The sequence below is a fragment of the Caballeronia sp. LZ016 genome, from assembly GCF_031450805.1.
GTDB lineage: Bacteria > Pseudomonadota > Gammaproteobacteria > Burkholderiales > Burkholderiaceae > Caballeronia.
This window is the reverse complement of record NZ_JARTVY010000001.1, coordinates 2,546,733-2,567,437: the sequence shown is the minus strand read 5'-3', so window position 1 is coordinate 2,567,437 and position 20,705 is coordinate 2,546,733. Positions and strand designations below refer to the sequence as shown.

The window sequence follows — 20,705 nt, the reverse complement described above, 5'->3', positions numbered from 1 at the left end:
ATGGCTTGGAATCGTGACCAGATGGCCGCGCGCGCGGCGAAGGAACTGCAGGACGGCTTCTACGTAAACCTCGGCATCGGCTTGCCGACGCTCGTGGCCAATCACGTGCCGCAGGGCGTCGAAGTGTGGCTGCAGTCGGAGAACGGGCTGCTCGGCATCGGGCCGTCGCCGTATGAAGAAGAAGTCGACGCCGATCTCATCAATGCCGGCAAGCAGACGGTGACGACGCTGCCGGGCTCGTCGATCTTTTCGTCGGCGGATTCGTTCGCGATGATTCGCGGCGGGCATATCAACCTGGCGATCCTCGGCGCGATGCAGATCAGCAAGACGGGCGATCTCGCCAACTGGATGATCCCCGGCAAGATGATCAAGGGCATGGGCGGCGCAATGGACCTCGTTGCAGGCGTGAAGCGCGTCGTCGTCCTGATGGAGCACGTCGCGAAGGGCGATCAGCACAAGATTCTCGAATCGTGCACGCTGCCGCTGACGGGCGTGGGCGTCGTGGATCGCATCATCACCGACCTCGGGGTGATCGACGTCACCGAAAGCGGGCTCAAGCTGGTCGAGCTGGCCGACGGCGTCACCGTCGAGGAAATCCAGCGCAAGACGGGCGCGCCGCTCGATGTGAGCAGCGTGAGCTGACGCGGCGCTGATCAGCGTTCCGCGAGGCGGGCGAAGCTGCGAGGCTTCGCCCGCTTTGCTTTTGCGCGCTCGCTCGCATCGCTGGCCATCGTCCGTTCGGCTAACGTGCGTTCGGCGGCCGGCGCGGCGCTTTACAATCGTTCAGACACCTTCCACGAGGACATTTCATGAGCGCATCCATCGTTGCCGACGCATCGCATTACACGCTCGACGAACCCCGCCAGCGCTTCGTGCAGTGCGCGAGTCCGGCCGGGCTGCATCGCATCGCCTATACCGAGTGGGGCGATCCGGCCAACCCGCGCGTGCTGCTGTGCGTGCATGGCCTCACGCGCTCGGGCCGCGACTTCGACAGGCTCGCGAAGGCGTTCGCAAGCGAGTATCGCGTGGTATGTCCGGATGTCGTCGGGCGCGGGCTGTCGGACTGGCTCGCGGATTCGCGCTATTACGGCGTCGCGCAGTATGTGGCCGACATGGTCACGCTGATCGCGCGGCTTAACGTGGAAACGGTCGACTGGTTCGGCACGTCGATGGGCGGACTCATCGGCATGGCGCTCGGCGGACTGCCCGGCACGCCGATCCGCAGAATGCTGCTCAACGATGTAGGACCGCATATCGAGCCGGTCGCGCTGGAACGCATCCGCGATTATCTCGGCAAGCCGGCGCGCTTCGCATCGCTCGAGGAAGGCGTGCGGCATGCGGCCAGGCTCGCGGCATCGTTCGGCCCGCTGACGGACGAGGAATGGACGAGCATCAACACGCCGCTCCTGCACGAGCGCGATGGCGCGTGGACGTTCCGCTACGACCCCGGCATCGCCGCGCCGTTTTCCGCGAGCACGGAGGAGCAGAACGCGGCCGGCGAGGCGTTCATGTGGCGCTCGCTCGCGTCCATCGCGACGCCGGTGCTCGTCGTGCGTGGCGAAAGCTCCGACCTGCTGTCGCGGGAAACCGTCCGAAAGATGGTCGAAACGGGACAGGCCGTATCGAGCGTCGAGGCGCCCGGCGCCGGCCATGCGCCTGCGTTTCTCTCGCACGAGCAGATCTCCACCGCTCGGGCGTTCTTTCTCGAAAACAATGTCAGCGGGGCATAATATCGGGCTGAGCGCCTGACGCTCTGTCTCGTTTTTGGACCACTTCAAAGGATCGATATACACATGGCAGTCACTCGTCACCACGTCGGCGCACGGCTTTCCGAGATCGCGATTCACAACGGCACGGTGTATCTCGCCGGGCAGATCGCCGAGGACACCAACCAGGACATCACGGGCCAGACGCGCGAAGTGCTGGGTCACATCGACCGGTTGCTGGAAGAGGCGAACAGCGACAAGTCGCATCTGCTGTCGGTGCAAATCTACGTCTCCGACATGGTGCACTTCGCCGGCATGAACGCCGTATGGGATGCATGGGTCGCCCCAGGCAACACGCCGCCGCGCGCCACCGTCGAGGCGAAGCTGGCCAACCCCGACTGCCTGGTCGAGGTCGTCGTGGTGGCGGCTCAGCGCAGCTAAGCCGTCATTGAGCCGTCATTGAGCCAACGAGCAGTCGCTTGATCCGTATGACCGAGACCGCCGTTCCCGCCGACACGCTGCCGGAGCCGTCCATCGAGGACGCGCTCGCGTTCGTGCGCGAGCACGCGAAGGACGCGCGGGTCTCGACGGGCGAGTTGCTGGTGGATCACGCGGCCGGCACCGCGCGCATCATGCAGACGCTCAACGTCGATCCTTACGCGATCGCCGCTGCCGCGCTCTTCGCGCTCGCGCCGCATCTCGACGATCCCGACAAGCTGATCGCCGAGCGCTTCGGGACGGAAGTGCAGCGGCTCGTCGCGGATGTGCGCAAGCTGCTGCGCCTCGGCTCCGTCAGTTCGCGCGCGACGCTCGCGGCGGTGCCGGAAAACACGCGCGATGCGCAGGCGGCGCGGCGTGCGCAGGTCGAATCGCTGCGCAAGATGCTGCTCGCGTTCGCGCAGGACATACGCGTGGTGCTCATTCGGCTCGCGTCCCGGCTGCAGACGCTGCGCTACTACGCCGCGCACAAGATCGAGCCATCGCCCGACGTGCCGCGCGAAACCCTCGAAATCTACGCACCGCTCGCGAATCGTCTCGGCATCTGGCAACTGAAGTGGGAACTCGAGGACCTGTCGTTTCGCTTCGAGGACCCCGCCACGTATAAGCGGATCGCGAAACTGCTCGATGAAAAACGCGTCGAGCGGGAATCGTACGTGACCGGTGCCATCGCCCGGCTGCAGAAGGAGCTGGACACCGCGCATATCAAGGCCGAAGTGAGCGGCCGGCCCAAGCACATCTACAGCATCTGGAAGAAGATGCGCGGCAAGCAGCTCGACTTCTCCGAACTGAACGACGTGCGCGCCTTTCGCGTGATCGTCGGGGACATCAAGGATTGCTACACGGTGCTCGGCATCGTGCATAACCTGTGGCAGCCGGTGCCGCGCGAGTTCGACGACTACATATCGCGGCCGAAGCCGAATGGCTACAAGTCGCTGCATACGGTCGTCGTCGGCGACGATGGCCGCGCGTTCGAGGTGCAGATTCGCACACACGAAATGCATCAGTTCGCGGAGTACGGCGTGGCGGCGCACTGGCGCTACAAGGAAGCGGGCGCGCGCGGCTACGCAGGGCAGGTCACCGCCAGCGAGAAATACGACGAGAAGATAGCGTGGCTGCGCCAGCTGCTCGCCTGGAAGGACGACGTCGAAGGCGAGGGGCAGGGCGAACAGCGCGGCTGGCAGCATCTGCGCGACGCCACGCTCGACGACGACCACATCTACGTGCTGACGCCGCAGGCGCGCGTGGTGGCGCTGCCGCACGGCGCGACGGCCGTCGATTTCGCGTATCACCTGCATAGCGAACTGGGGCATCGTTGCCGGGGGGCGCGTGTCGACGGCGCGATGGTGCCGCTCAACACGCCGCTGCAAAACGGGCAGACGGTCGAGATCATCGCGGTGAAGGAGGGCGGGCCGTCACGGGACTGGCTCAATCCGCAGCTCGGCTACATGCATAGCCCGCGGGCGCGGCAAAAGGTGCGCGCGTGGTTCAACGCAGTGGATGCCGCGGAGAATCTGGCGCAGGGCCGCGCGATCGTCGAAAAGACGCTGCAGCGCGAAGGCAAGACGTCGGTCAACCTGGATCAGCTCGCGGCCAAGCTCGGCTTCAAGGCGCCGGAGGATCTGTACGCGGTCGTCGCGAAGGACGAGTTCAGCGTGCGGAACATCGAACATGCGCTTTCGGACGCGCCGCCGCCCGAGCCGGAGGCGGAAGCGCCCGCGCAGTTCGAAAAGCGCAGCAGCGGGCAAAGCGTCGCGCAGGGCGCATCGACGGGCGTGCTGGTCGTCGGCGTCGATGCCCTGCTGACGCAGCTCGCGCGCTGCTGCCGTCCCGCGCCGCCCGATCCGATTGCGGGCTTCGTGACGCGCGGTAAAGGCATGTCGATCCATCGCGCGGACTGCACGACGTTCCAGCGCATGGCGCAGCGCTCGCCCGAACGCGTGCTGCATACGACGTGGTCGGCCGAAGTGATGGGCGGGCGCGGATCGTCGGTGTATCCGGTGGACCTTTCTGTCGAGTCGGCGGACCGGCAGGGGCTGCTGCGCGACATCTCCGAAGTGTTCGCGCGTGAAAAGATCAACGTGATCGGCGTGAAGAGCCAGAGCCGGCGAAACATCGCGTATATGCAATTCACCGTCGAGGTGTCGAATTCAGCGCAGATTCAACGCGCGTGCACGCTGCTCGGCGAAGTGCAGGGCGTGATTCGCGCATCGCGGCGCGCTTGAGCCGCACTTGAACCGCGCTTGAACGACGCCGTGAAAAGTGAACGATCGACGAATCTTTTTCGTTTCATTGCGCAGAAACACTTGCTAAGATTCGAAACGCTCCATATAATCTCACTTCTTTCAGGCTCGTAGCTCAGCTGGTTAGAGCACCACCTTGACATGGTGGGGGTCGTTGGTTCGAGTCCAATCGAGCCTACCAACGAAAACGAGACTTCGGCGAATCCCGGTTCACGAAGTTTCACTCCGCAGAAGCGCTCAGGCGCAAAAGGCGAATAGCGAAATGGCACTTCGAACGTTGACCGAAACACATTCGGAGCGACGCTAGTCGAGGACCTCTTTCGCCTTCTGCCCTTTTCGATCTGCGGTATGTGTGAAAAGTGAATGCGGCCCCTCGATAGCGGGGCCGCATTTTTTTTGTCCCTCGGTTTCTGATATCGGTATCGCGGGGCAGTGCTTAGTCGAACTCGCCGGGCCTCGGCCGGCGTCTTGGAGAACGAAATGGTTTCGGTACGTTTGCCTGACGGGTCGGTCCGCCAATATGACCACCCGGTGACCGTCGCGGAAGTCGCGGCATCGATCGGGGCGGGCTTGGCCAAGGCGGCGCTCGCCGGCAAGCTCAATGGCGAACTCGTCGATACCTCTTATCTCATCGACCACGATTCGTCGCTTGCCATCGTGACGGACAAGGACCCGGAAGGCGTCGATGTCGTTCGTCACTCCGCCGCGCACCTTCTGGCGTACGCGGTCAAGGACCTGTTCCCCGAGGCGCAGGTGACCATCGGCCCGGTCATCGACAACGGCTTCTATTACGACTTCTCGTACAACCGTCCTTTCACGCCCGAAGACCTCGAGAAAATCGAGAAGCGCATGCAGGAGCTCGCGCAGAAGAACGAGCCGGTGTCGCGTCGCGTCGTGTCGCGCGATGAGGCGGTCGAGTACTTCAAGAGCATCGGCGAAGCGTACAAGGCCGAGATCATCCAGTCGATTCCGGAAAGCGACGAGATTCGGCTTTACTCGCACGGCAATTTCATCGATCTGTGCCGCGGCCCGCACGTGCCGTCCACCGGCAAGCTGAAGGTCTTCAAGCTGATGAAGGTCGCGGGCGCGTACTGGCGCGGCGACTCGAAGAACGAGCAGCTGCAGCGCATTTACGGCACTGCCTGGACGAGGAAGGAAGACCAGGATCAGTACCTGCACATGCTCGAGGAAGCGGAGAAGCGCGATCACCGCAAGCTCGGCAAGCAGCTCGACCTGTTCCATCTGCAGGACGAAGCGCCGGGCATGGTGTTCTGGCATCCGAAGGGGTGGTCGCTGTGGCAGCAGGTCGAGCAGTACATGCGCCGCCGCGTGAACGAAGCCGGCTATCTGGAAATCAAGACCCCGATGGTCATGGACCGTTCGCTGTGGGAAGCGTCCGGCCACTGGCAGAACTATCGTGAAAACATGTTCACGACCGAATCGGAAAAGCGCGACTACGCCATCAAGCCGATGAACTGCCCGGGCCACGTACAGGTGTTCAATCACGGCTTGCGTTCGTATCGCGACTTGCCGCTGCGTTATGCGGAGTTCGGTTCGTGCCACCGGAACGAGCCCTCGGGCGCGTTGCACGGCCTCATGCGCGTGCGTGGCTTCGTTCAGGACGACGCACACATCTTCTGTACCGAGGACCAGTTCATCGCGGAGTCGATCGCCTTCAATACGCTCGCGATGAGCGTGTACAAGGATTTCGGCTTCGATCACATCGACATCAAGCTGTCGCTGCGCCCCGAACAGCGCGCGGGCACCGATGAAATCTGGGATCGCGCGGAGCAAGGGCTGCGTGAGGCGCTGACCGCGTGCGGGCTGCAGTGGGAAGAGCTCGCGGGCGAGGGCGCGTTTTACGGTCCGAAGATCGAATACCACATCAAGGACGCGCTCGGCCGCTCGTGGCAGTGCGGCACGCTGCAGCTCGACATGGTGCTGCCGGAGCGTCTCGGCGCGGAGTATGTTGCCGAGGACAACAGCCGCCGCCGCCCGGTCATGCTTCACCGCGCGATCGTCGGTTCGATGGAGCGTTTCCTCGGCATTCTGATCGAGCATCACGCCGGCGCCATGCCGCCGTGGCTGTCGCCGGTGCAGGCCGTCGTGCTGAATATTGCCGAAAGTCAGTCGGAATATGCGGCGTCTTTGACCCAATCGTTGCAAAAACAAGGGCTTAGAGTAGAGAGCGATTTGCGCAACGAGAAGATTAGCTATAAAATACGCGAGCACACGCTGCAAAAGGTTCCGTATTTGCTGGTCGTCGGGGACAAGGAGCGTGAGGCGCAAACCGTAGCCGTGCGTGCTCGTGGCGGTGTCGATCTGGGCGTGATGCCGGTCGGCGCGTTCCTCGAACGTCTGCAGCAGGAAGTGCGGGCGTTCAAGTAAGTCACTCGCAGCGCGGCTTGTTTTTTCATTTTTAGAGGAAACGTAACATCGCTACTGATAAGTCGTCACATCGCATCAACGGTGAAATTACGGCACCGGAAGTGCGCTTGGTCGGAGTGGACAACGAGCCGCTCGGAATCGTGAAGCTGGCCGAAGCGTTCCGTCAATCGGAACAGCTCGACGTGGATCTCGTCGAAATTGCGCCGCAGGCTTCGCCGCCTGTCTGCCGTTTGATGGATTACGGCAAGTTCAAGTATTCGGAAGCGAAGAAGCAGCACGAGGCGAAACTGAAGCAGAAGATCGTGCAGGTGAAGGAAGTCAAATTCCGCCCCGGCACGGATGACGGTGACTACAACGTCAAGCTGCGCAACCTCACGCGCTTTCTCGAAGACGGCGACAAGACGAAAATCACGTTGCGTTTCCGCGGTCGCGAAATGGCGCACCAGGAAATCGGCATGCGCATGCTCGAACGTCTGAAGACGGATCTGGACGAAGTCGGTCAGGTCGAGCAGATGCCGAAGATGGAAGGCCGTCAGATGATCATGGTGCTGGCGCCCAAGAAGAAGGGCAAGTAAGCACGAGCAGCAAGACGATGGATCGCGCGCCGTCGCAAGGCGGCAGGCGCGGCATCGTCGGAAATTTCAGAGAGGCGCCGTATCTGCGGCGCTGCTCATGAAAAGCGGCGGCCTGAAAAGGCCGTCTGCACACAAGTGGAGCGTGGGTTTCGAAGGGCGGAAAGCGGTTCTGGCCAGTACGGAAGGATCAGCCGCACACCCATGACCATCTAATAAACTGGAGTAGTTTCATGCCGAAGATGAAGACCAAGAAGAGTGCTGCAAAGCGCTTCGTGGTGCGTCCGGGCGGTACCGTCAAGCGCGGTCAGGCCTTCAAGCGCCACATTCTTACCAAGAAAACCACCAAGAACAAACGCCATCTGCGTGGCGCCACGGCTGTTCATGATTCCGATCTGAGCTCCGTCCGCGCAATGCTGCCGTTCGCCTAACCTCAACTAACACTCCAAGGAGCGCAACATGCCTCGAGTAAAACGTGGGGTTACCGCACGGGCCCGTCACAAGAAGATCATCCGTCTGGCCAAGGGTTACCGCGGCCGTCGCAATAACGTCTATCGCATCGCCAAGCAGGCGGTCATGCGCGCAGGCCAGTACGCCTACCGCGATCGCCGCAACAAGAAGCGTGTGTTCCGCGCATTGTGGATCACGCGTATCAACGCGGCGGTGCGTCAGCACGACATGACGTACAGCGTGTTCATCAACGGCCTGAAGAAGGCTTCGATCGAACTCGACCGCAAGGTGCTGGCTGACATGGCTGTGTTCGACAAGGCTGCTTTTGCTGCGATCGTCAAGCAGGTGAAAGCCGCCGTTGCAGCCTAATTGCGAAATTAGTACTGCGTGGTTCGCCTGAACGTTGCCGTACGAACGGCGGCGTTCAAGCAGAAAACGGGGCTCTCACCGAGCCCCGTTTTCGTTGGACGGACGGTTTTGCGCATGACTTGAGCACGCTCTGGCAGGGCACGCGCAAAACCGTAATTCAGTTAGAACTTCGACGTTGAAAAGATGGGATCAATGGATCTGGACCAGATTGTCACCGACGCGAAAAGCGCCTTTGAAAACGCCAACGATGCCGCCACGCTCGAGAACGAGAAAGCGCGCTTCCTGGGCAAATCCGGCGCGCTCACCGAGCTGCTGAAGGGCCTCGGCAAGCTCGATCCCGACGCGAAGAAAACCGAAGGCGCGCGCATCAACGTGGCGAAGCAGCAGGTCGAAGCGGCGCTCAACGCGCGCCGTCAGGCGCTGGCCGATGCGCTCCTGAATCAGCGGCTCGCGGCCGAGGCCATCGACGTGACGCTGCCGGGGCGCGGCGCGGGCGTCGGCACGCTGCATCCGGTCATGCGCACGTGGGAGCGCGTCGAGCAGATTTTCGGGACCATCGGTTTCGACGTGGCCGACGGTCCGGAAATCGAAACCGACTGGTACAACTTCACCGCGTTGAACAGTCCCGAGAATCATCCGGCGCGTTCGATGCAGGACACCTTCTACGTCGACGGCAAGGACGCCGAAGGCCGACCGCTGCTGCTTCGCACGCATACCAGCCCGATGCAGGTTCGCTACGCGCGCATGAACAAGCCGCCGATCAAGGTGATCGTGCCGGGTCGCACGTATCGTGTGGACAGCGACGCCACGCACTCGCCGATGTTCAACCAGGTCGAAGGCCTGTGGATTGAAGAGAACATCAGCTTCGCGGATCTGAAGGGCGTCTATACCGACTTTCTCAAGAAGTTCTTTGAGCGCGACGACATCCTCGTGCGCTTCCGTCCGTCGTATTTCCCGTTCACGGAACCGTCCGCCGAAATCGACATGATGTTCGAACACGGCAAGAACGCCGGCAAGTGGCTGGAAATCTCGGGCTCCGGGCAGGTGCACCCGACCGTCATCCGAAACATGGGTCTGGACCCGGAGCGGTATATCGGCTTCGCATTCGGCAGCGGCCTCGAGCGTCTCACGATGCTGCGTTACGGCGTGCAGGACCTGCGCCTGTTCTTCGAAAACGATCTGCGTTTCCTGCGACAGTTCGCCTGAAAGACGCACGGCCCGCGGCGTTCGGCAGCGCAATGTCGCAAGAAGCCGAACGAGAGAACCTCACATTTCGAACGTAGACACACATGCAATTCCCCGAATCCTGGCTTCGCAGCTTCGTCGATCCCAAACTGTCCACCGACGAACTCGCCCACGCGCTCACGATGGCCGGTCTCGAAGTCGAAGACCTGCGCGCCGTTGCGCCGCCGACCACGAAGATCGTCGTCGGGCAAGTGCTGGAAGTGGCGAAGCATCCGAACGCCGACAAGCTCAACGTCTGCCAGGTCGATGCCGGCACGGGCGAGCAGTTGAACATCGTCTGCGGCGCGCCCAATGTGTCGCCGGGCATCAAGGTGCCGGTGGCGCTGATCGGCGCAGTGCTCCCGCCGGTCGAAGCGGGCGGTGAGCCGTTCGCGATCAAGCCGACGAAACTGCGCGGCATCGACAGTCAGGGCATGCTCTGTTCGGCGCGCGAGCTGAAGCTGTCGGAAGATCACAGCGGTCTTTTGATCCTGTCCGCCGATGCGAAGGTCGGCCAGGACATCCGCGAGGCGCTGAATCTCGACGACACGGTCTTCGAGATCAAGCTCACCCCGAACAAGGCGGATTGCCTCTCGGTGTTCGGCGTCGCGCGCGAAACGGCCGCGATCACCGGCGCGCCGCTGAAGACGCCGGACATGCCGGCCGTCAACGTGACGCTCGACGAAAAGCTGCCGGTCAAGGTGCTCGCGCCGGATCTGTGCGGGCGTTTCTCGGGTCGCGTGATTCGCGGCGTGAACGCGCGCGCGAAGACCCCGCAATGGATGATCGAGCGCCTCGAACGCGCGGGCCAGCGCAGCATTTCGGCTCTCGTGGATATTTCTAACTACGTTATGCTCGAACTCGGCCGCCCGTCGCACGTGTTCGACCTCGACAAGATTCACGGTGCAATCGAAGTGCGCTGGGGCAAGAAGGGCGAATCGCTCAAGCTGCTCAACGGCAACACCGTCGAACTCGACGAAACCGTCGGCGTCATCGCGGACGACTCGCACGTCGAAAGTCTCGCGGGCATCATGGGTGGCGACAGCACGGCCGTCTCGCTCGACACCACGAACATCTATCTCGAAGCCGCGTTCTGGTGGCCGGACGCCATCCGCGGGCGCGCGCGCAAGTACAACTTCTCGACGGACGCGGCGCATCGCTTCGAACGCGGCGTGGATTATTCGACGACCGTCGAGCACATCGAGCGCATCTCGCAGCTGATTGTCGATATCTGCGGCGGCCAGGCCGGTCCCGTCGACGACCAGATCGCGAACGTGCCCGAGCGTCATCCGGTGTCGATGCGCGTATCGCGCGCGCATCGCATCATCGGCGTGGAAATCGGTGCGGAAGAGATCGCGCAGATTTTCACGCGGCTCAATCTTGCGTTCGAACGCGATGGCGATACCTTCAGGGTCACGCCGCCGCCGTATCGCTTCGATATCGAGATCGAGGAAGATCTGATCGAGGAAGTCGCGCGCATCTACGGCTTCGAGAAGATTCCGGCGCGCCCGCCGGTGGCCGCAAGCGAGATGCGCCGCACGAACGAAACGAAGCGCTCCATCCATGTGCTGCGTCACGCCGTGGCCGCGCGTGACTATGCGGAGACGGTCAACTTCAGCTTCGTCGATGCCGAGTGGGAGAAGAACTTCGCCGGCAACGAGATTCCGGTGAAGCTGATCAACCCCATCGCGAGCCAGCTCTCGGTCATGCGCACGACCATGTTCGGCAGCCTGATCGACGTGCTGCGCTACAACCTGAATCGCCGTGCCGACCGCATTCGCGTGTTCGAAGCGGGGCGCGTGTTTTTGCGCGACGCATCCGTGAAGGCGGGCGAGCTGGCGGTCGAAGGTTTCGCACAGCCGAAGATGATCGGCGGTCTCGCGTATGGTCCGGCGATCGAGGAACAGTGGGGCGCGGCTTCGCGCAACGTCGACTTCTTCGACGTGAAGGGCGATGTCGAAGCGCTCTTCGCGCCCGTCGTGCCACGCTTCGTCAAGGCCGAGCATCCGGCACTGCATCCGGGGCGCAGCGCGCGCATCGAAGTGGCGGGACGCGCGGTCGGCTGGATCGGCGAACTGCATCCGCGCTGGCTGCAGACATACGACTTGCCGCACGCGCCCATCCTCTTCGAAATCGAAGCCGAAGCGTTGATGGAACGCGCGCTGCCGGTGCCGTCGGAAGTATCGAAATTTCCGCCGGTGCGGCGCGATATTGCGATCGTCGTCGACCAGTCCGTGCCGGTCCAGGCGCTGCTGGACGAGCTCGAAAATGCCCGTTCCGAGCCCGCCTGCAAGCACGTCACGAGGGTTGCGCTTTTCGACGAATTCCGTCCAAAATCAAACACTTCCGGTGGTTTGCGAGAGCATGAGAAAAGTCTTGCCTTCCGTGTAACGTTGCAAGATACTGGCGGCACGCTTCAGGACGAAACGGTCGACACGGCGATCAGGACGCTGGTGGATCGCCTGGCTCGAGTACACGGCGCGCGGTTGCGTGGATAGCCTGCAGTTGGCCCGTCCGCAGGGATCGCCAAGTCAAAACTTGTTTCGCGCCGTTTTACCGATATGAACCAAATGAACTCGAGTGATTTCGAAGCCCTTCTTTCGGCGCAGCGCAGCGCCATGACCCGAGACAGCACTGCTTCGGGCGCGATGTCGAACGACACGCCGACGCTCACGAAGGCCGAACTGGCTGAAATGCTGTTCGACCACGTCGGCCTCAACAAGCGCGAAGCGAAGGACATGGTCGAAGCGTTCTTCGAAGTCATCCGCGACGCGCTCGAGAGCGGCGACAGCGTCAAGCTGTCGGGGTTCGGCAATTTCCAGTTGCGCGACAAGCCTCAGCGCCCCGGGCGCAATCCCAAGACCGGTGAAGCCATTCCGATTGCAGCGCGGCGGGTCGTCACTTTTCATGCAAGCCAGAAACTGAAGGCGCTGGTCGAAACGGGCGCGGAGACGAGCCTCACTCGTTGACGCGTTCCGTGCGCCGATGGGCGCTCCCTGCAGTTCGACCGCCGCGCTTCAATCGACATCACTCAAACGATGGTTGATCGACGATGGAAAAAGTCGTCTTGCCTCCGATCCCGGCCAAGCGTTATTTCACGATTGGCGAAGTCAGCGAGCTGTGCGGTGTCAAGCCGCACGTGCTGCGCTATTGGGAGCAGGAATTCACGCAGTTGAGGCCGGTGAAGCGGCGGGGGAATCGTCGGTATTATCAGCACCACGAAGTCTTGCTGATCCGGCGCATCCGCGAGTTGCTGTACGAGCAGGGCTTCACGATCAATGGCGCGCGCAACCGGCTGGATTCGCAGGGGCGCGCGATCGATGACGACGCCGCGAACGCCGACGCTCAGGCTGCAGCGGAACCGCAGCAACCGGCGGTCGATGTCGAGCAGTTGCGCAAGGAGTTGCTGCAGGTCATCGGCTTGCTGGGCGGGTGACAAGAAGAGCCGCGATCACGCATCGCGGTTTTTTTCGCCTGACGGGGCGCATTACCCCGGTGCGACGCGCGCGCTTTGCGAAGGTCCGCCAGCCGACGACCAATAGACGATGCTCGGCCCGACGCCTGATGGCGGATAGATCCGCCAATCGTCGATGCCATGATGAAAGAAGTAGAGCGCGAAGAGTCCGCCGCGATGACGATTGGGTGCGCTGACGCAGACGTACCGGCTGCCGCCCGGATAGATGCGGCCGAAACGCGCGACGCGCGCAGCACTTGCCGCGCTGAACCATCTTTCGATTTCTGCGCGGAGTGAGAATGAGGGACGATCAGGCTGAACTCGGCGTCGCGATACCGATCCGCGAGCTGACGAAGGCATTGCAGTGCCGCTCCTTAAGTGTCACGCGAAGAATAGAGTTTAAGTTGCTGACAAGCAAGTATTTGGTGTTGTTTTGGCGTCTCGGGAAGGATGCCTGGCGGCTCGAAGAAGTACGGGCCGAAAAAACAAAAAGCCCACGCGATGAAACTCGCGTGGGCTTTTTAATTTGGTCGGGGCGAGAGGATTTGAACCTCCGACCACCTGCACCCCATGCAGGTACGCTACCAGGCTGCGCTACGCCCCGAAAGAGCGAAAGTATATCAGAGCGAATCGAATAGTAGAACTGCTTCGGCGATTTTTGCTGCAAACGTCGCAAAATCCACCTTCGACGCGCCAGGGATCACGAAGCCGCGGCAGCCGATGCCTCGCCGGCGGTCACCGCGTCCTCGGTCTCATCGACCGCACGCGCAGGCGAGGCCGCCGACTGCTGGCGCTTGCGAAAACGCATCGCCATCACGAGCGCCACGGCGCACGGAATCAGATAACCGAAAATGCGCCCGGCCCAGGCCATGCGCGACGCGACGCTTTCATACTGCGTATGGTTCCTAACAATTTGGGCGCTCACCGAGCGATTCGGACAGGAAGTCGATGAACGTACGGACCTTCGTCGTCATATATTTACGACTCGTGTACACGGCGTAGACCGACGGCGCGAACGCCCCATACTCGGGCAACAAGTGCACGAGCGCGCCCGACGCCAGTTCCTCGTCGATCATCCACACAGGCACGTAGGCGAGCCCCATGCCGGCGTGGACGAGTTGCAACACCATCGAGCTGTCGTTGGTTTTCAGCACCGCATGATTTTTCACCGAAAAGACGCCGTCCGGGCCCGTCAGCGTGACGGACTCGATGTTCGTGTAAGTCGGCAGGACTAGGCGATGGCGCGCGATATCCTCCGGATGGCGCGGCTCGCCGTGCCGATCCAGATAGGCGCGCGAGCCGACCAGCACGAACGGCGTCTTGCACAGCGGCCGTACGATCAGCGAGGGCGACGGCTCCGATGTCGCGCGCAGCGCCATGTCGTAACCTTCCTCGACCAGATCGACGAAGCGGTTCTCGAGGCGCAGATCGACGAGCACGCCGGGATACCGCGCCTGATACGCGACGAGCAAATCCGCGAACCGCCGGTTCGCGAACCAGCCGGGCGCCGTCACCTTCAGCACGCCTTGCGGCTGCGCCGTCTGCATGCCGACCGCCGCTTCGGCCGCCTTCAGAATGTCGAGCGCTTCGCTGCACTGTTCGTAATAGACGCTGCCGGCTTCGGTCAGGCTCAGATGCCGCGTCGTGCGGTTGAGCAGACGCACGCCGAGTTGCCGCTCCAGGTTGGCGACGTGCTTGCTCGTCATCGCGGTCGAAATGTCGAGACGCTCTGCGGCTTTGACAAAGCTGCCCGCATCGACGACTTCGCGGAACACGCGCAAACTGGTCAGCGCATCCATCGCTCGTTTCCTTCCAGGAAAGAAAACGGCGATGTTAGCGCCAATTCACCGGGAAACGCTTACTTGGGCCATTCGTCGAGTGCATCGTTGAAGAGTGACGCGACGATGCCGCGCAGCCACGTCGTGCGCGGATCGTTATGAAACTTGCGATGCCAGTGCTGCCGCAGATCGAAGCGCGGCAACGGAAGCGGCGGCTCGGCGAGCGTGATCGACGCGTGCTCGGCCACATACGCAAAGCCGATCGCGTGCGGCACCGTCGCGATGAGGTCCGTGCGCGAAAGAATGAACGGCAGGCTCATGAAGTGGGGCGTTTCGAGCACGGCGCGCCGTCGGACGCGTTCCTTGTCCAGATAGTTCTCGAGCACTTCCTGGCTTCGTCCTTCGGCACGCACGACGGCGTGTCCGCATTCGACGAAGCGTTCGAGCGTCAGTGGCTCGTTTGCATACGGATGATCTCGCCGCATCAGACAGATGAAGCGATGCGAGAAGAGCCGCTGTTGGAAAAAATTGTTGCCGCGCAGGTCGGGAAAATAGCCGACCGCAAGATCGATGTCGCCCGCTTCGAGCCCACGCTCCACATCCCCATGCGATGCCGACACCGAGCGCAGATTCGCGCGCGGCGCGTCTTTCGCGAACGCCTGCAACAGGCGCGGAAGAAACACGATCTCGCCGACATCCGATAGCGCGATCGAAAAAGTATCGGTGCTTGAAGAGGGATCGAAGTGCTGCGTATCGAGCAGGCCGCGCTCGATGCGCCCGAGCGCGTCGCGGGCGGCGGGCACGAGCGCGAGCGCGCGCGGTGTCGGTTCCATGCCTCGCGAAGTGCGAACGAAAAGCGGATCGTTGAAGTACTCGCGCAGCCGCCCGAGCGCCGTCGACACGCGCGGCTGGCTGACGCCGAGCCGTTCGGCCGCGCGGCTCACGTTGCGCGTTTCCTCGATCGCCACGAGGAAGGGGATGAGGTTCAGATCGAGGTCGTTCATGCTGCGCTCAGCCGCGCCGTGCGACCATGTCGGATACGCGTTGCGCCGCCTCCTGCAACGGCTGCAGGAACGCCTTCACCATCTGCTTCGCGTTCTTGCGCTGCGCGTTGCCGCTGATGTTCAGCGCCGCGATGATGCGCCCCTGCCGGTCGCGGATCGGCGCCGACATCGATATCAGGCCCTCCTCCAGTTCCTGATCGACGATCGCCCAGCCCTGGCGGCGCACGGCCACGATCGCTTCCTTCAGCGCCGCGCGATCGACGATCGTATGCGGCGTGCGGGCGACGATATCGCTGGCGTCGAGCACCGCGTCGAGCCGATCGTCGTCGAGCGCGGACAGCAGCACGCGGCCCATCGACGTGCAGAACGCGGGCAGGCGGCTGCCGATCGACAGGTTCTGCGTGATGATCTTGTGCGTCGGCACCCGCAGCACGTAGACGATCTCCGCGCCGTTGAGCACGGCCGCCGAACAACTCTCGTGAACCTGCTCGACGAGGTCTTCCATGACCGGCTCGGCGAGATTCCAGAACGGCATCGACGTGAGATAGGCAAAGCCCAGGTCGAGAATCTTCGGCGTCAGCTGAAAAAGCCGCCCGTCCGCCTCGACGTAGCCGAGCGTCTGCAGCGTCAGCAGGATGCGCCGCGCTCCGGCGCGCGTGAGACCCGCCGCGGCGGCCACTTCGGTCAGCGTCTGCGCGGGGCGGTTGGCGTCGAACGAGCGGATGACGGCGAGTCCGCGGGCGAACGACTGCACGTAGGCATCGCCGGGGCGGGAGGGCGCGTCTTGCGCGTCCGAAGAGAAAGTGTCCATGAGTTCCGGGTAAGAAGACTTGGTACAAACCCGCGAATCGCGCGGCCTTCGTTGACATGGCAACGAACGCCGGACTAACATGCCGATGTTCGCTAAACGAATCCATGTTCGCATGACGAACATTCCGATGCAAGAGGGCACGGCAGCGGGTATACCCGGCTTCGAGCGCGAAACGCGCTGACCGCTTCACAAAGGCGATGACCGCGGCGACCAGCCGGTTCTGGTCACAGGAGAAGAGTGCAAATGATCAACAAGATTTTCGATTCGCTCGCGTCGGCGGTGGCCGACGTCCACGATGGCGCTACCATCATGATCGGCGGTTTCGGGACGGCGGGCATGCCGTCCGAACTGATCGATGCGCTCATCGAGCAAGGCGCGCGCGATCTGACCATCGTCAACAATAACGCAGGAAACGGCGACACCGGTCTCGCCGCGCTCCTCAAGGCGAAGCGCGTGCGCAAGATCATCTGCTCGTTTCCCCGCCAGACGGATTCGCACGTGTTCGACGCGCTGTATCGCGCGGGCGAAATCGAACTCGAACTCGTGCCGCAGGGCAATCTGGCAGAGCGCATTCGCGCGGCGGGCGCGGGCATCGGCGGATTCTTCACGCCTACCGGTTACGGCACGAAGCTCGCGGAAGGCAAGGAAACCCGCGAGATCGACGGCAAGCATTACGTGCTCGAATCGCCGCTGCATGCCGACTTCGCGCTCGTGAAGGCCTATAAGGGCGACCGCTGGGGCAATCTGGTCTATCGTAAGACGGCGCGCAATTTCGGGCCGATCATGGCGAGCGCCGCGAAGACCGCCATCGTGCAGGTGTCGAAAGTCGTGCCGCTCGGCGAACTGGACCCTGAGAACATCGTCACGCCGGGCATTTTCGTGCAGCGCGTCGTGGAAGTGCCGCAAGCCGTGCATCAAGCTGAACTCGCTGCCTGAGGAAGGACGGAAAGCCATGAAGAAACTGACTCGTGACGAAATGGCCAAGCGCGTGGCCGCCGACATTCCGGAAGGCGCGTACGTGAACCTGGGCATCGGCGTGCCGACCCTCGTCGCCAATCACCTCGCGGCGGATCGCGAAATTTTCCTGCACAGCGAAAACGGTTTGCTCGGCATGGGCCCCGCGCCCGCGAAGGGCGAGGAAGACGACGAACTGATCAACGCCGGCAAGCAGCATGTGACGCTCTTGACGGGCGGCGCGTTCTTCCATCATGCGGATTCGTTCGCGATGATGCGCGGCGGCCATCTCGATTTCTGCGTGCTCGGCGCGTTTCAGGTATCGGCCAGGGGCGACCTCGCGAACTGGCATACCGGCGCGCCCGATGCGATTCCCGCTGTCGGCGGCGCGATGGATCTCGCCATCGGCGCGAAGCAGGTCTACGTGATGATGGAACTGCTCACCAAGCAGGGCGAAAGCAAGCTCGTAGCCGAGTGTTCCTATCCGGTGACGGGCGTGGAGTGCGTCGACCGCGTCTACACGGACCTCGCCGTGTTCGACGTGACGCCGGAAGGCTTCGTCGTGCGTGAAATTGTCGACGGCCTGTCGTTCGACGAACTGCAGAAGCTGGCGAACGTGCCGCTGCAATACGCGCCGATTTCCGAAGCGGCCTGAGAGACACTACCGAAAACTGGAGCAAGCGATGAAAGAAGCCTTCGTATGTGATGCGATCCGCACGCCGATCGGCCGCTATGCCGGCGCGCTGTCGTCCGTGCGTGCCGACGATCTCGGCGCGGTGCCGCTGCGCGCGCTCGTCGAGCGCAACAAGGAAGTGGACTGGGAAGCGGTCGAGGAAGTCATTTACGGCTGCGCGAACCAGGCAGGCGAAGACAATCGCAACGTCGCGCGCATGTCGGCGCTGCTCGCGGGGCTGCCGGTCGGCACGCCCGGTTCGACGGTGAATCGCCTGTGCGGCTCGGGCATGGATGCGGTCGGCATCGCGGCGCGGGCGGTCAAATCGGGCGAAGCCGGCTTGCTGATCGCGGGCGGCGTCGAAAGCATGAGCCGCGCGCCGTTCGTGATGGGCAAGGCCGCGACCGCCTTCTCGCGCCAGGCGGAGATTTTCGATACGACCATCGGCTGGCGCTTCGTCAATCCGCTGATGAAGAAGCAATACGGCGTCGATTCGATGCCCGAAACCGCCGAGAACGTCGCCGACGATTACAAGGTCAGCCGCGCCGATCAGGATGCGTTCGCGCTGCGCTCGCAGCAGAAGGCGTCGCGCGCGCAGAAGGACGGCACGCTCGCGCAGGAAATCACGCCGGTCACGATCGCGCAGAAGAAGGGCGATGCGATCGTCGTCACGCAGGACGAGCATCCGCGTGAAACGAGCCTCGAAGCGCTCGCGAAGCTGAAGGGCGTCGTGCGTCCCGATGGTTCGGTGACGGCCGGCAATGCGTCGGGCGTCAACGACGGCGCGGTGGCAATGCTGATCGCCGACGAAGAAAACGCGAAGCGTCACGGCCTCACGCCGCGCGCGCGCATTCTCGGCATGGCGACGGCGGGCGTTCCTCCGCGCGTGATGGGTATCGGTCCGGCGCCGGCATCGCAGAAGCTGCTTGCGCGCCTCGGCATGACCATCGACCAGATGGATGTGATCGAGCTGAACGAAGCCTTCGCGTCGCAAGGGCTCGCGGTGCTGCGCATGCTCGGCGTCGCCGATGACGACGCCCGCGTGAATCCGAACGGCGGCGCGATCGCGCTCGGTCATCCGCTCGGCGCGTCCGGCGCGCGGCTCGTGACGGCGGCGACGTACCAGCTGCACCGCACCGGCGGGCGCTACGCGCTTTGCACGATGTGCATCGGCGTGGGACAGGGCATCGCGATGATCATCGAGCGGGTCTGAGCTCATGTTTTCATCGACCGGACGGCTTACCGATCTGATCTGCGGAAGCGCCGAAGCCAATGCGGTCTGGTCGCCGCGCGCGACCGTTCAGGCGATGCTCGACGTCGAAGCCGCGCTCGCGCGGGCGTCGGCCAAAGCGGGCGTGATTCCGGCGAGCGCGGTGGATGCGATCGTCGCCGCGTGCAGCGCCGACACCATCGACGCGGCCGCGCTGATGACCGGCGCGGCCGCGGGCGGCAATCTCGCGATCCCGCTCGTCAGGCAACTGACAGCGGTGGTGAAGGCGAGCGACGAACAGGCCGCGAAGTACGTGCACTGGGGCGCGACGAGCCAGGACATCATCGATACGGGCGTCGTGCTTCAGCTTCGCGCCGCCCTCGACCTGCTCGATGCCGACCTGCGCGCGCTCGCCGCGTCGCTCGCCACGCAGGCACAGACGCATCGCGCGACGCCGATGATCGGCCGCACGTGGCTGCAGCAGGCGCTGCCGATCACGCTCGGCCTCAAGTTCGCGCAATGGCTGGATGCGATCACGCGCCATCGCACGCGTCTCGCCGACTTGCGCGAGCGCGCGCTCGTGCTGCAGTTCGGCGGCGCGGCGGGCACGCTCGCGAGCCTGCGCGACAAGGCGCTGCCGGTTGCGCAGGCGCTTGCCGACGATCTTCGTCTCGCGTTGCCCGCACTGCCGTGGCACACGCAGCGCGATCGCATCGCGGAAGCCGCTTCTTTCTTCGGCATGCTGACGGGCACGCTCGGCAAGATCGCGCGCGACATCTCGCTGATGATGCAGACCGAACTCGGCGAAGTGGCCGAGCCGGCGGCGGCAGGCAAGGGCGGTTCGTCGACGATGCCGCACAAGCGCAATCCGGTCGGCTGCGCAGCCGTGCTGACGGCGGCGACGCGTGCGCCGAACCTCGTCGCGACGATCTTCGCCGGCATGGTCCAGGAACACGAACGCGCGCTCGGCGGCTGGCAGGCCGAATGGGAAGCGCTGCCCGATCTGGCGCGCTTGACCGCCGGCGCGCTTGCGAACGTGATGGGTATCGTGCCGGGCCTGGAGGTGAATGTCGATCGCCTCGCCGCGAACCTGAACGCGACCAACGGACTCGTCCTCGGCGAAGCGGTGATGCTCGCGCTCGGCGACGCCATCGGCCGGATGGATGCGCACAAGCTCGTCGAGCGCGCATCGAAGGCGGCGGTCGCGAGCGGGCAATCGCTGTACGACGTTCTCGCCGCGGATGAAACCGTCGCGCGCCACCTATCGCCCGAGCAACTGAAGCCCTTGCTCGACCCGGCCAATTATGTCGGTCAGGCGCAGGCCTTCGTCGATGCCGCGCTCGGGCAGCATCGCGCGAGCGCATGACGGCG

General features: G+C 63.4%; 20 protein-coding genes and 2 tRNA genes. 17 read left to right on the top strand and 5 right to left on the bottom strand.

Features of this window, described 5'->3' with window-relative positions; genetic code table 11:
- The 13 genes from P9220_RS12210 to P9220_RS12150 all read left to right on the top strand — a co-directional run bounded on the left by P9220_RS12210 (window position 1) and on the right by P9220_RS12150 (window position 12,886).
- Window positions 1-642 carry a CoA transferase subunit B gene (locus P9220_RS12210; RefSeq protein ID WP_309765084.1) on the top strand — a complete coding sequence of 214 codons (642 nt, stop codon included), beginning with the start codon at window positions 1-3 and terminating at the stop codon, window positions 640-642.
- Between the two features lie 167 nt (window positions 643-809).
- Window positions 810-1,730 carry an alpha/beta hydrolase gene (locus tag P9220_RS12205; protein WP_309765083.1) on the top strand — a complete coding sequence of 307 codons (921 nt, stop codon included), beginning with the start codon at window positions 810-812 and terminating at the stop codon, window positions 1,728-1,730.
- Window positions 1,731-1,793: 63 nt separating this feature from the next.
- Window positions 1,794-2,147 (top strand): RidA family protein, encoded by a 354-nt coding sequence (locus P9220_RS12200; RefSeq protein ID WP_035967012.1) that lies wholly within the window; start codon window positions 1,794-1,796, stop codon window positions 2,145-2,147.
- Between the two features lie 47 nt (window positions 2,148-2,194).
- Window positions 2,195-4,429, top strand: coding sequence for a bifunctional (p)ppGpp synthetase/guanosine-3',5'-bis(diphosphate) 3'-pyrophosphohydrolase (locus tag P9220_RS12195; protein ID WP_309765481.1), 2,235 nt, complete (start codon window positions 2,195-2,197; stop codon window positions 4,427-4,429).
- Window positions 4,430-4,551: 122 nt separating this feature from the next.
- Window positions 4,552-4,628 (top strand) — tRNA-Val (locus P9220_RS12190).
- A 299-nt stretch (window positions 4,629-4,927) separates the two neighbouring features.
- Window positions 4,928-6,835: a threonine--tRNA ligase gene (thrS, locus tag P9220_RS12185; RefSeq protein WP_309765082.1), complete on the top strand. Its 1,908-nt coding sequence runs from the start codon at window positions 4,928-4,930 to the stop codon at window positions 6,833-6,835.
- A gap of 47 nt (window positions 6,836-6,882) precedes the next feature.
- A complete protein-coding gene (gene infC, locus P9220_RS12180) occupies window positions 6,883-7,410 on the top strand; it encodes a translation initiation factor IF-3 (RefSeq protein WP_084592761.1) in 528 nt (175 codons plus the stop codon).
- Between the two features lie 230 nt (window positions 7,411-7,640).
- Complete coding sequence (rpmI, locus tag P9220_RS12175) at window positions 7,641-7,838, top strand: 50S ribosomal protein L35 (protein ID WP_309765081.1); 198 nt, start codon at window positions 7,641-7,643, stop codon at window positions 7,836-7,838.
- Window positions 7,839-7,866: 28 nt separating this feature from the next.
- A complete protein-coding gene (rplT, locus tag P9220_RS12170; RefSeq protein WP_008350196.1) occupies window positions 7,867-8,226 on the top strand; it encodes a 50S ribosomal protein L20 in 360 nt (119 codons plus the stop codon).
- Window positions 8,227-8,418: 192 nt separating this feature from the next.
- Entirely contained in the window at window positions 8,419-9,432 is a 1,014-nt protein-coding gene (pheS, locus tag P9220_RS12165; protein ID WP_309765080.1) for a phenylalanine--tRNA ligase subunit alpha, read from the top strand.
- 83 nt (window positions 9,433-9,515) lie between these two features.
- The gene (gene pheT / locus P9220_RS12160) at window positions 9,516-11,948 is read left to right on the top strand and encodes a phenylalanine--tRNA ligase subunit beta (RefSeq protein WP_309765079.1); all 2,433 of its coding nucleotides are present in this window, start codon (window positions 9,516-9,518) and stop codon (window positions 11,946-11,948) included.
- Between the two features lie 63 nt (window positions 11,949-12,011).
- Complete coding sequence (locus P9220_RS12155) at window positions 12,012-12,419, top strand: integration host factor subunit alpha (RefSeq protein ID WP_309765078.1); 408 nt, start codon at window positions 12,012-12,014, stop codon at window positions 12,417-12,419.
- An 83-nt stretch (window positions 12,420-12,502) separates the two neighbouring features.
- On the top strand, window positions 12,503-12,886 hold the full coding sequence (locus tag P9220_RS12150) for a MerR family transcriptional regulator (RefSeq protein WP_309765077.1): 384 nt from the start codon (window positions 12,503-12,505) through the stop codon (window positions 12,884-12,886).
- 545 nt (window positions 12,887-13,431) lie between these two features.
- On the opposite strand, the gene P9220_RS12145 is transcribed toward P9220_RS12150, so the two are convergent.
- From P9220_RS12145 to P9220_RS12125, 5 genes are all read right to left on the bottom strand, one after another.
- Window positions 13,432-13,508, bottom strand: a tRNA-Pro gene (locus P9220_RS12145).
- A gap of 96 nt (window positions 13,509-13,604) precedes the next feature.
- Window positions 13,605-13,775, bottom strand: a complete 171-nt coding sequence (locus P9220_RS12140) for a hypothetical protein (protein WP_309765076.1) — start codon at window positions 13,773-13,775, stop codon at window positions 13,605-13,607.
- Between the two features lie 34 nt (window positions 13,776-13,809).
- Complete coding sequence (locus P9220_RS12135) at window positions 13,810-14,703, bottom strand: LysR family transcriptional regulator (RefSeq protein WP_309765075.1); 894 nt, start codon at window positions 14,701-14,703, stop codon at window positions 13,810-13,812.
- A 59-nt stretch (window positions 14,704-14,762) separates the two neighbouring features.
- Window positions 14,763-15,686, bottom strand: a complete 924-nt coding sequence (locus P9220_RS12130; protein WP_309765074.1) for a LysR family transcriptional regulator — start codon at window positions 15,684-15,686, stop codon at window positions 14,763-14,765.
- Between the two features lie 7 nt (window positions 15,687-15,693).
- The gene (locus P9220_RS12125; RefSeq protein WP_309765073.1) at window positions 15,694-16,497 is read right to left on the bottom strand and encodes an IclR family transcriptional regulator; all 804 of its coding nucleotides are present in this window, start codon (window positions 16,495-16,497) and stop codon (window positions 15,694-15,696) included.
- A 243-nt stretch (window positions 16,498-16,740) separates the two neighbouring features.
- Here P9220_RS12125 and P9220_RS12120 point away from each other — a divergent pair, with 243 nt between their 5' ends.
- Genes P9220_RS12120 through P9220_RS12105 form a run of 4 tightly spaced genes read left to right on the top strand, consistent with a single transcriptional unit; the run spans window position 16,741 to window position 20,700 of the window.
- Window positions 16,741-17,433 (top strand): 3-oxoacid CoA-transferase subunit A, encoded by a 693-nt coding sequence (locus P9220_RS12120; RefSeq protein WP_309765072.1) that lies wholly within the window; start codon window positions 16,741-16,743, stop codon window positions 17,431-17,433.
- A 16-nt stretch (window positions 17,434-17,449) separates the two neighbouring features.
- A complete protein-coding gene (locus P9220_RS12115; protein ID WP_309765071.1) occupies window positions 17,450-18,106 on the top strand; it encodes a 3-oxoacid CoA-transferase subunit B in 657 nt (218 codons plus the stop codon).
- A 28-nt stretch (window positions 18,107-18,134) separates the two neighbouring features.
- Entirely contained in the window at window positions 18,135-19,337 is a 1,203-nt protein-coding gene (gene pcaF, locus P9220_RS12110) for a 3-oxoadipyl-CoA thiolase (RefSeq protein WP_309765070.1), read from the top strand.
- A 4-nt stretch (window positions 19,338-19,341) separates the two neighbouring features.
- The gene (locus P9220_RS12105) at window positions 19,342-20,700 is read left to right on the top strand and encodes a 3-carboxy-cis,cis-muconate cycloisomerase (protein ID WP_309765069.1); all 1,359 of its coding nucleotides are present in this window, start codon (window positions 19,342-19,344) and stop codon (window positions 20,698-20,700) included.
- Window positions 20,701-20,705: the final 5 nt, after the last annotated feature.

What these genes read in the sequence shown, in the direction of transcription:
- P9220_RS12200 (WP_035967012.1), top strand. Translation starts at nt 1,794, where the DNA reads ATGGCAGTCACTCGTCACCACGTCGGCGCACGGCTTTCCGAGATCGCG.
- pheT (WP_309765079.1), top strand. Translation starts at nt 9,516, where the DNA reads ATGCAATTCCCCGAATCCTGGCTTCGCAGCTTCGTCGATCCCAAACTG.
- P9220_RS12135 (WP_309765075.1), bottom strand. Translation starts at nt 14,703, where the DNA reads ATGGATGCGCTGACCAGTTTGCGCGTGTTCCGCGAAGTCGTCGATGCG.
- P9220_RS12120 (WP_309765072.1), top strand. Translation starts at nt 16,741, where the DNA reads ATGATCAACAAGATTTTCGATTCGCTCGCGTCGGCGGTGGCCGACGTC.
- P9220_RS12155 (WP_309765078.1), top strand. Translation starts at nt 12,012, where the DNA reads ATGAACCAAATGAACTCGAGTGATTTCGAAGCCCTTCTTTCGGCGCAG.
- P9220_RS12150 (WP_309765077.1), top strand. Translation starts at nt 12,503, where the DNA reads ATGGAAAAAGTCGTCTTGCCTCCGATCCCGGCCAAGCGTTATTTCACG.
- P9220_RS12195 (WP_309765481.1), top strand. Translation starts at nt 2,195, where the DNA reads ATGACCGAGACCGCCGTTCCCGCCGACACGCTGCCGGAGCCGTCCATC.
- rpmI (WP_309765081.1), top strand. Translation starts at nt 7,641, where the DNA reads ATGCCGAAGATGAAGACCAAGAAGAGTGCTGCAAAGCGCTTCGTGGTG.
- P9220_RS12105 (WP_309765069.1), top strand. Translation starts at nt 19,342, where the DNA reads ATGTTTTCATCGACCGGACGGCTTACCGATCTGATCTGCGGAAGCGCC.
- P9220_RS12125 (WP_309765073.1), bottom strand. Translation starts at nt 16,497, where the DNA reads ATGGACACTTTCTCTTCGGACGCGCAAGACGCGCCCTCCCGCCCCGGC.
- P9220_RS12130 (WP_309765074.1), bottom strand. Translation starts at nt 15,686, where the DNA reads ATGAACGACCTCGATCTGAACCTCATCCCCTTCCTCGTGGCGATCGAG.
- P9220_RS12205 (WP_309765083.1), top strand. Translation starts at nt 810, where the DNA reads ATGAGCGCATCCATCGTTGCCGACGCATCGCATTACACGCTCGACGAA.
- P9220_RS12140 (WP_309765076.1), bottom strand. Translation starts at nt 13,775, where the DNA reads ATGGCCTGGGCCGGGCGCATTTTCGGTTATCTGATTCCGTGCGCCGTG.
- thrS (WP_309765082.1), top strand. Translation starts at nt 4,928, where the DNA reads ATGGTTTCGGTACGTTTGCCTGACGGGTCGGTCCGCCAATATGACCAC.
- P9220_RS12115 (WP_309765071.1), top strand. Translation starts at nt 17,450, where the DNA reads ATGAAGAAACTGACTCGTGACGAAATGGCCAAGCGCGTGGCCGCCGAC.
- pcaF (WP_309765070.1), top strand. Translation starts at nt 18,135, where the DNA reads ATGAAAGAAGCCTTCGTATGTGATGCGATCCGCACGCCGATCGGCCGC.
- pheS (WP_309765080.1), top strand. Translation starts at nt 8,419, where the DNA reads ATGGATCTGGACCAGATTGTCACCGACGCGAAAAGCGCCTTTGAAAAC.
- P9220_RS12210 (WP_309765084.1), top strand. Translation starts at nt 1, where the DNA reads ATGGCTTGGAATCGTGACCAGATGGCCGCGCGCGCGGCGAAGGAACTG.
- rplT (WP_008350196.1), top strand. Translation starts at nt 7,867, where the DNA reads ATGCCTCGAGTAAAACGTGGGGTTACCGCACGGGCCCGTCACAAGAAG.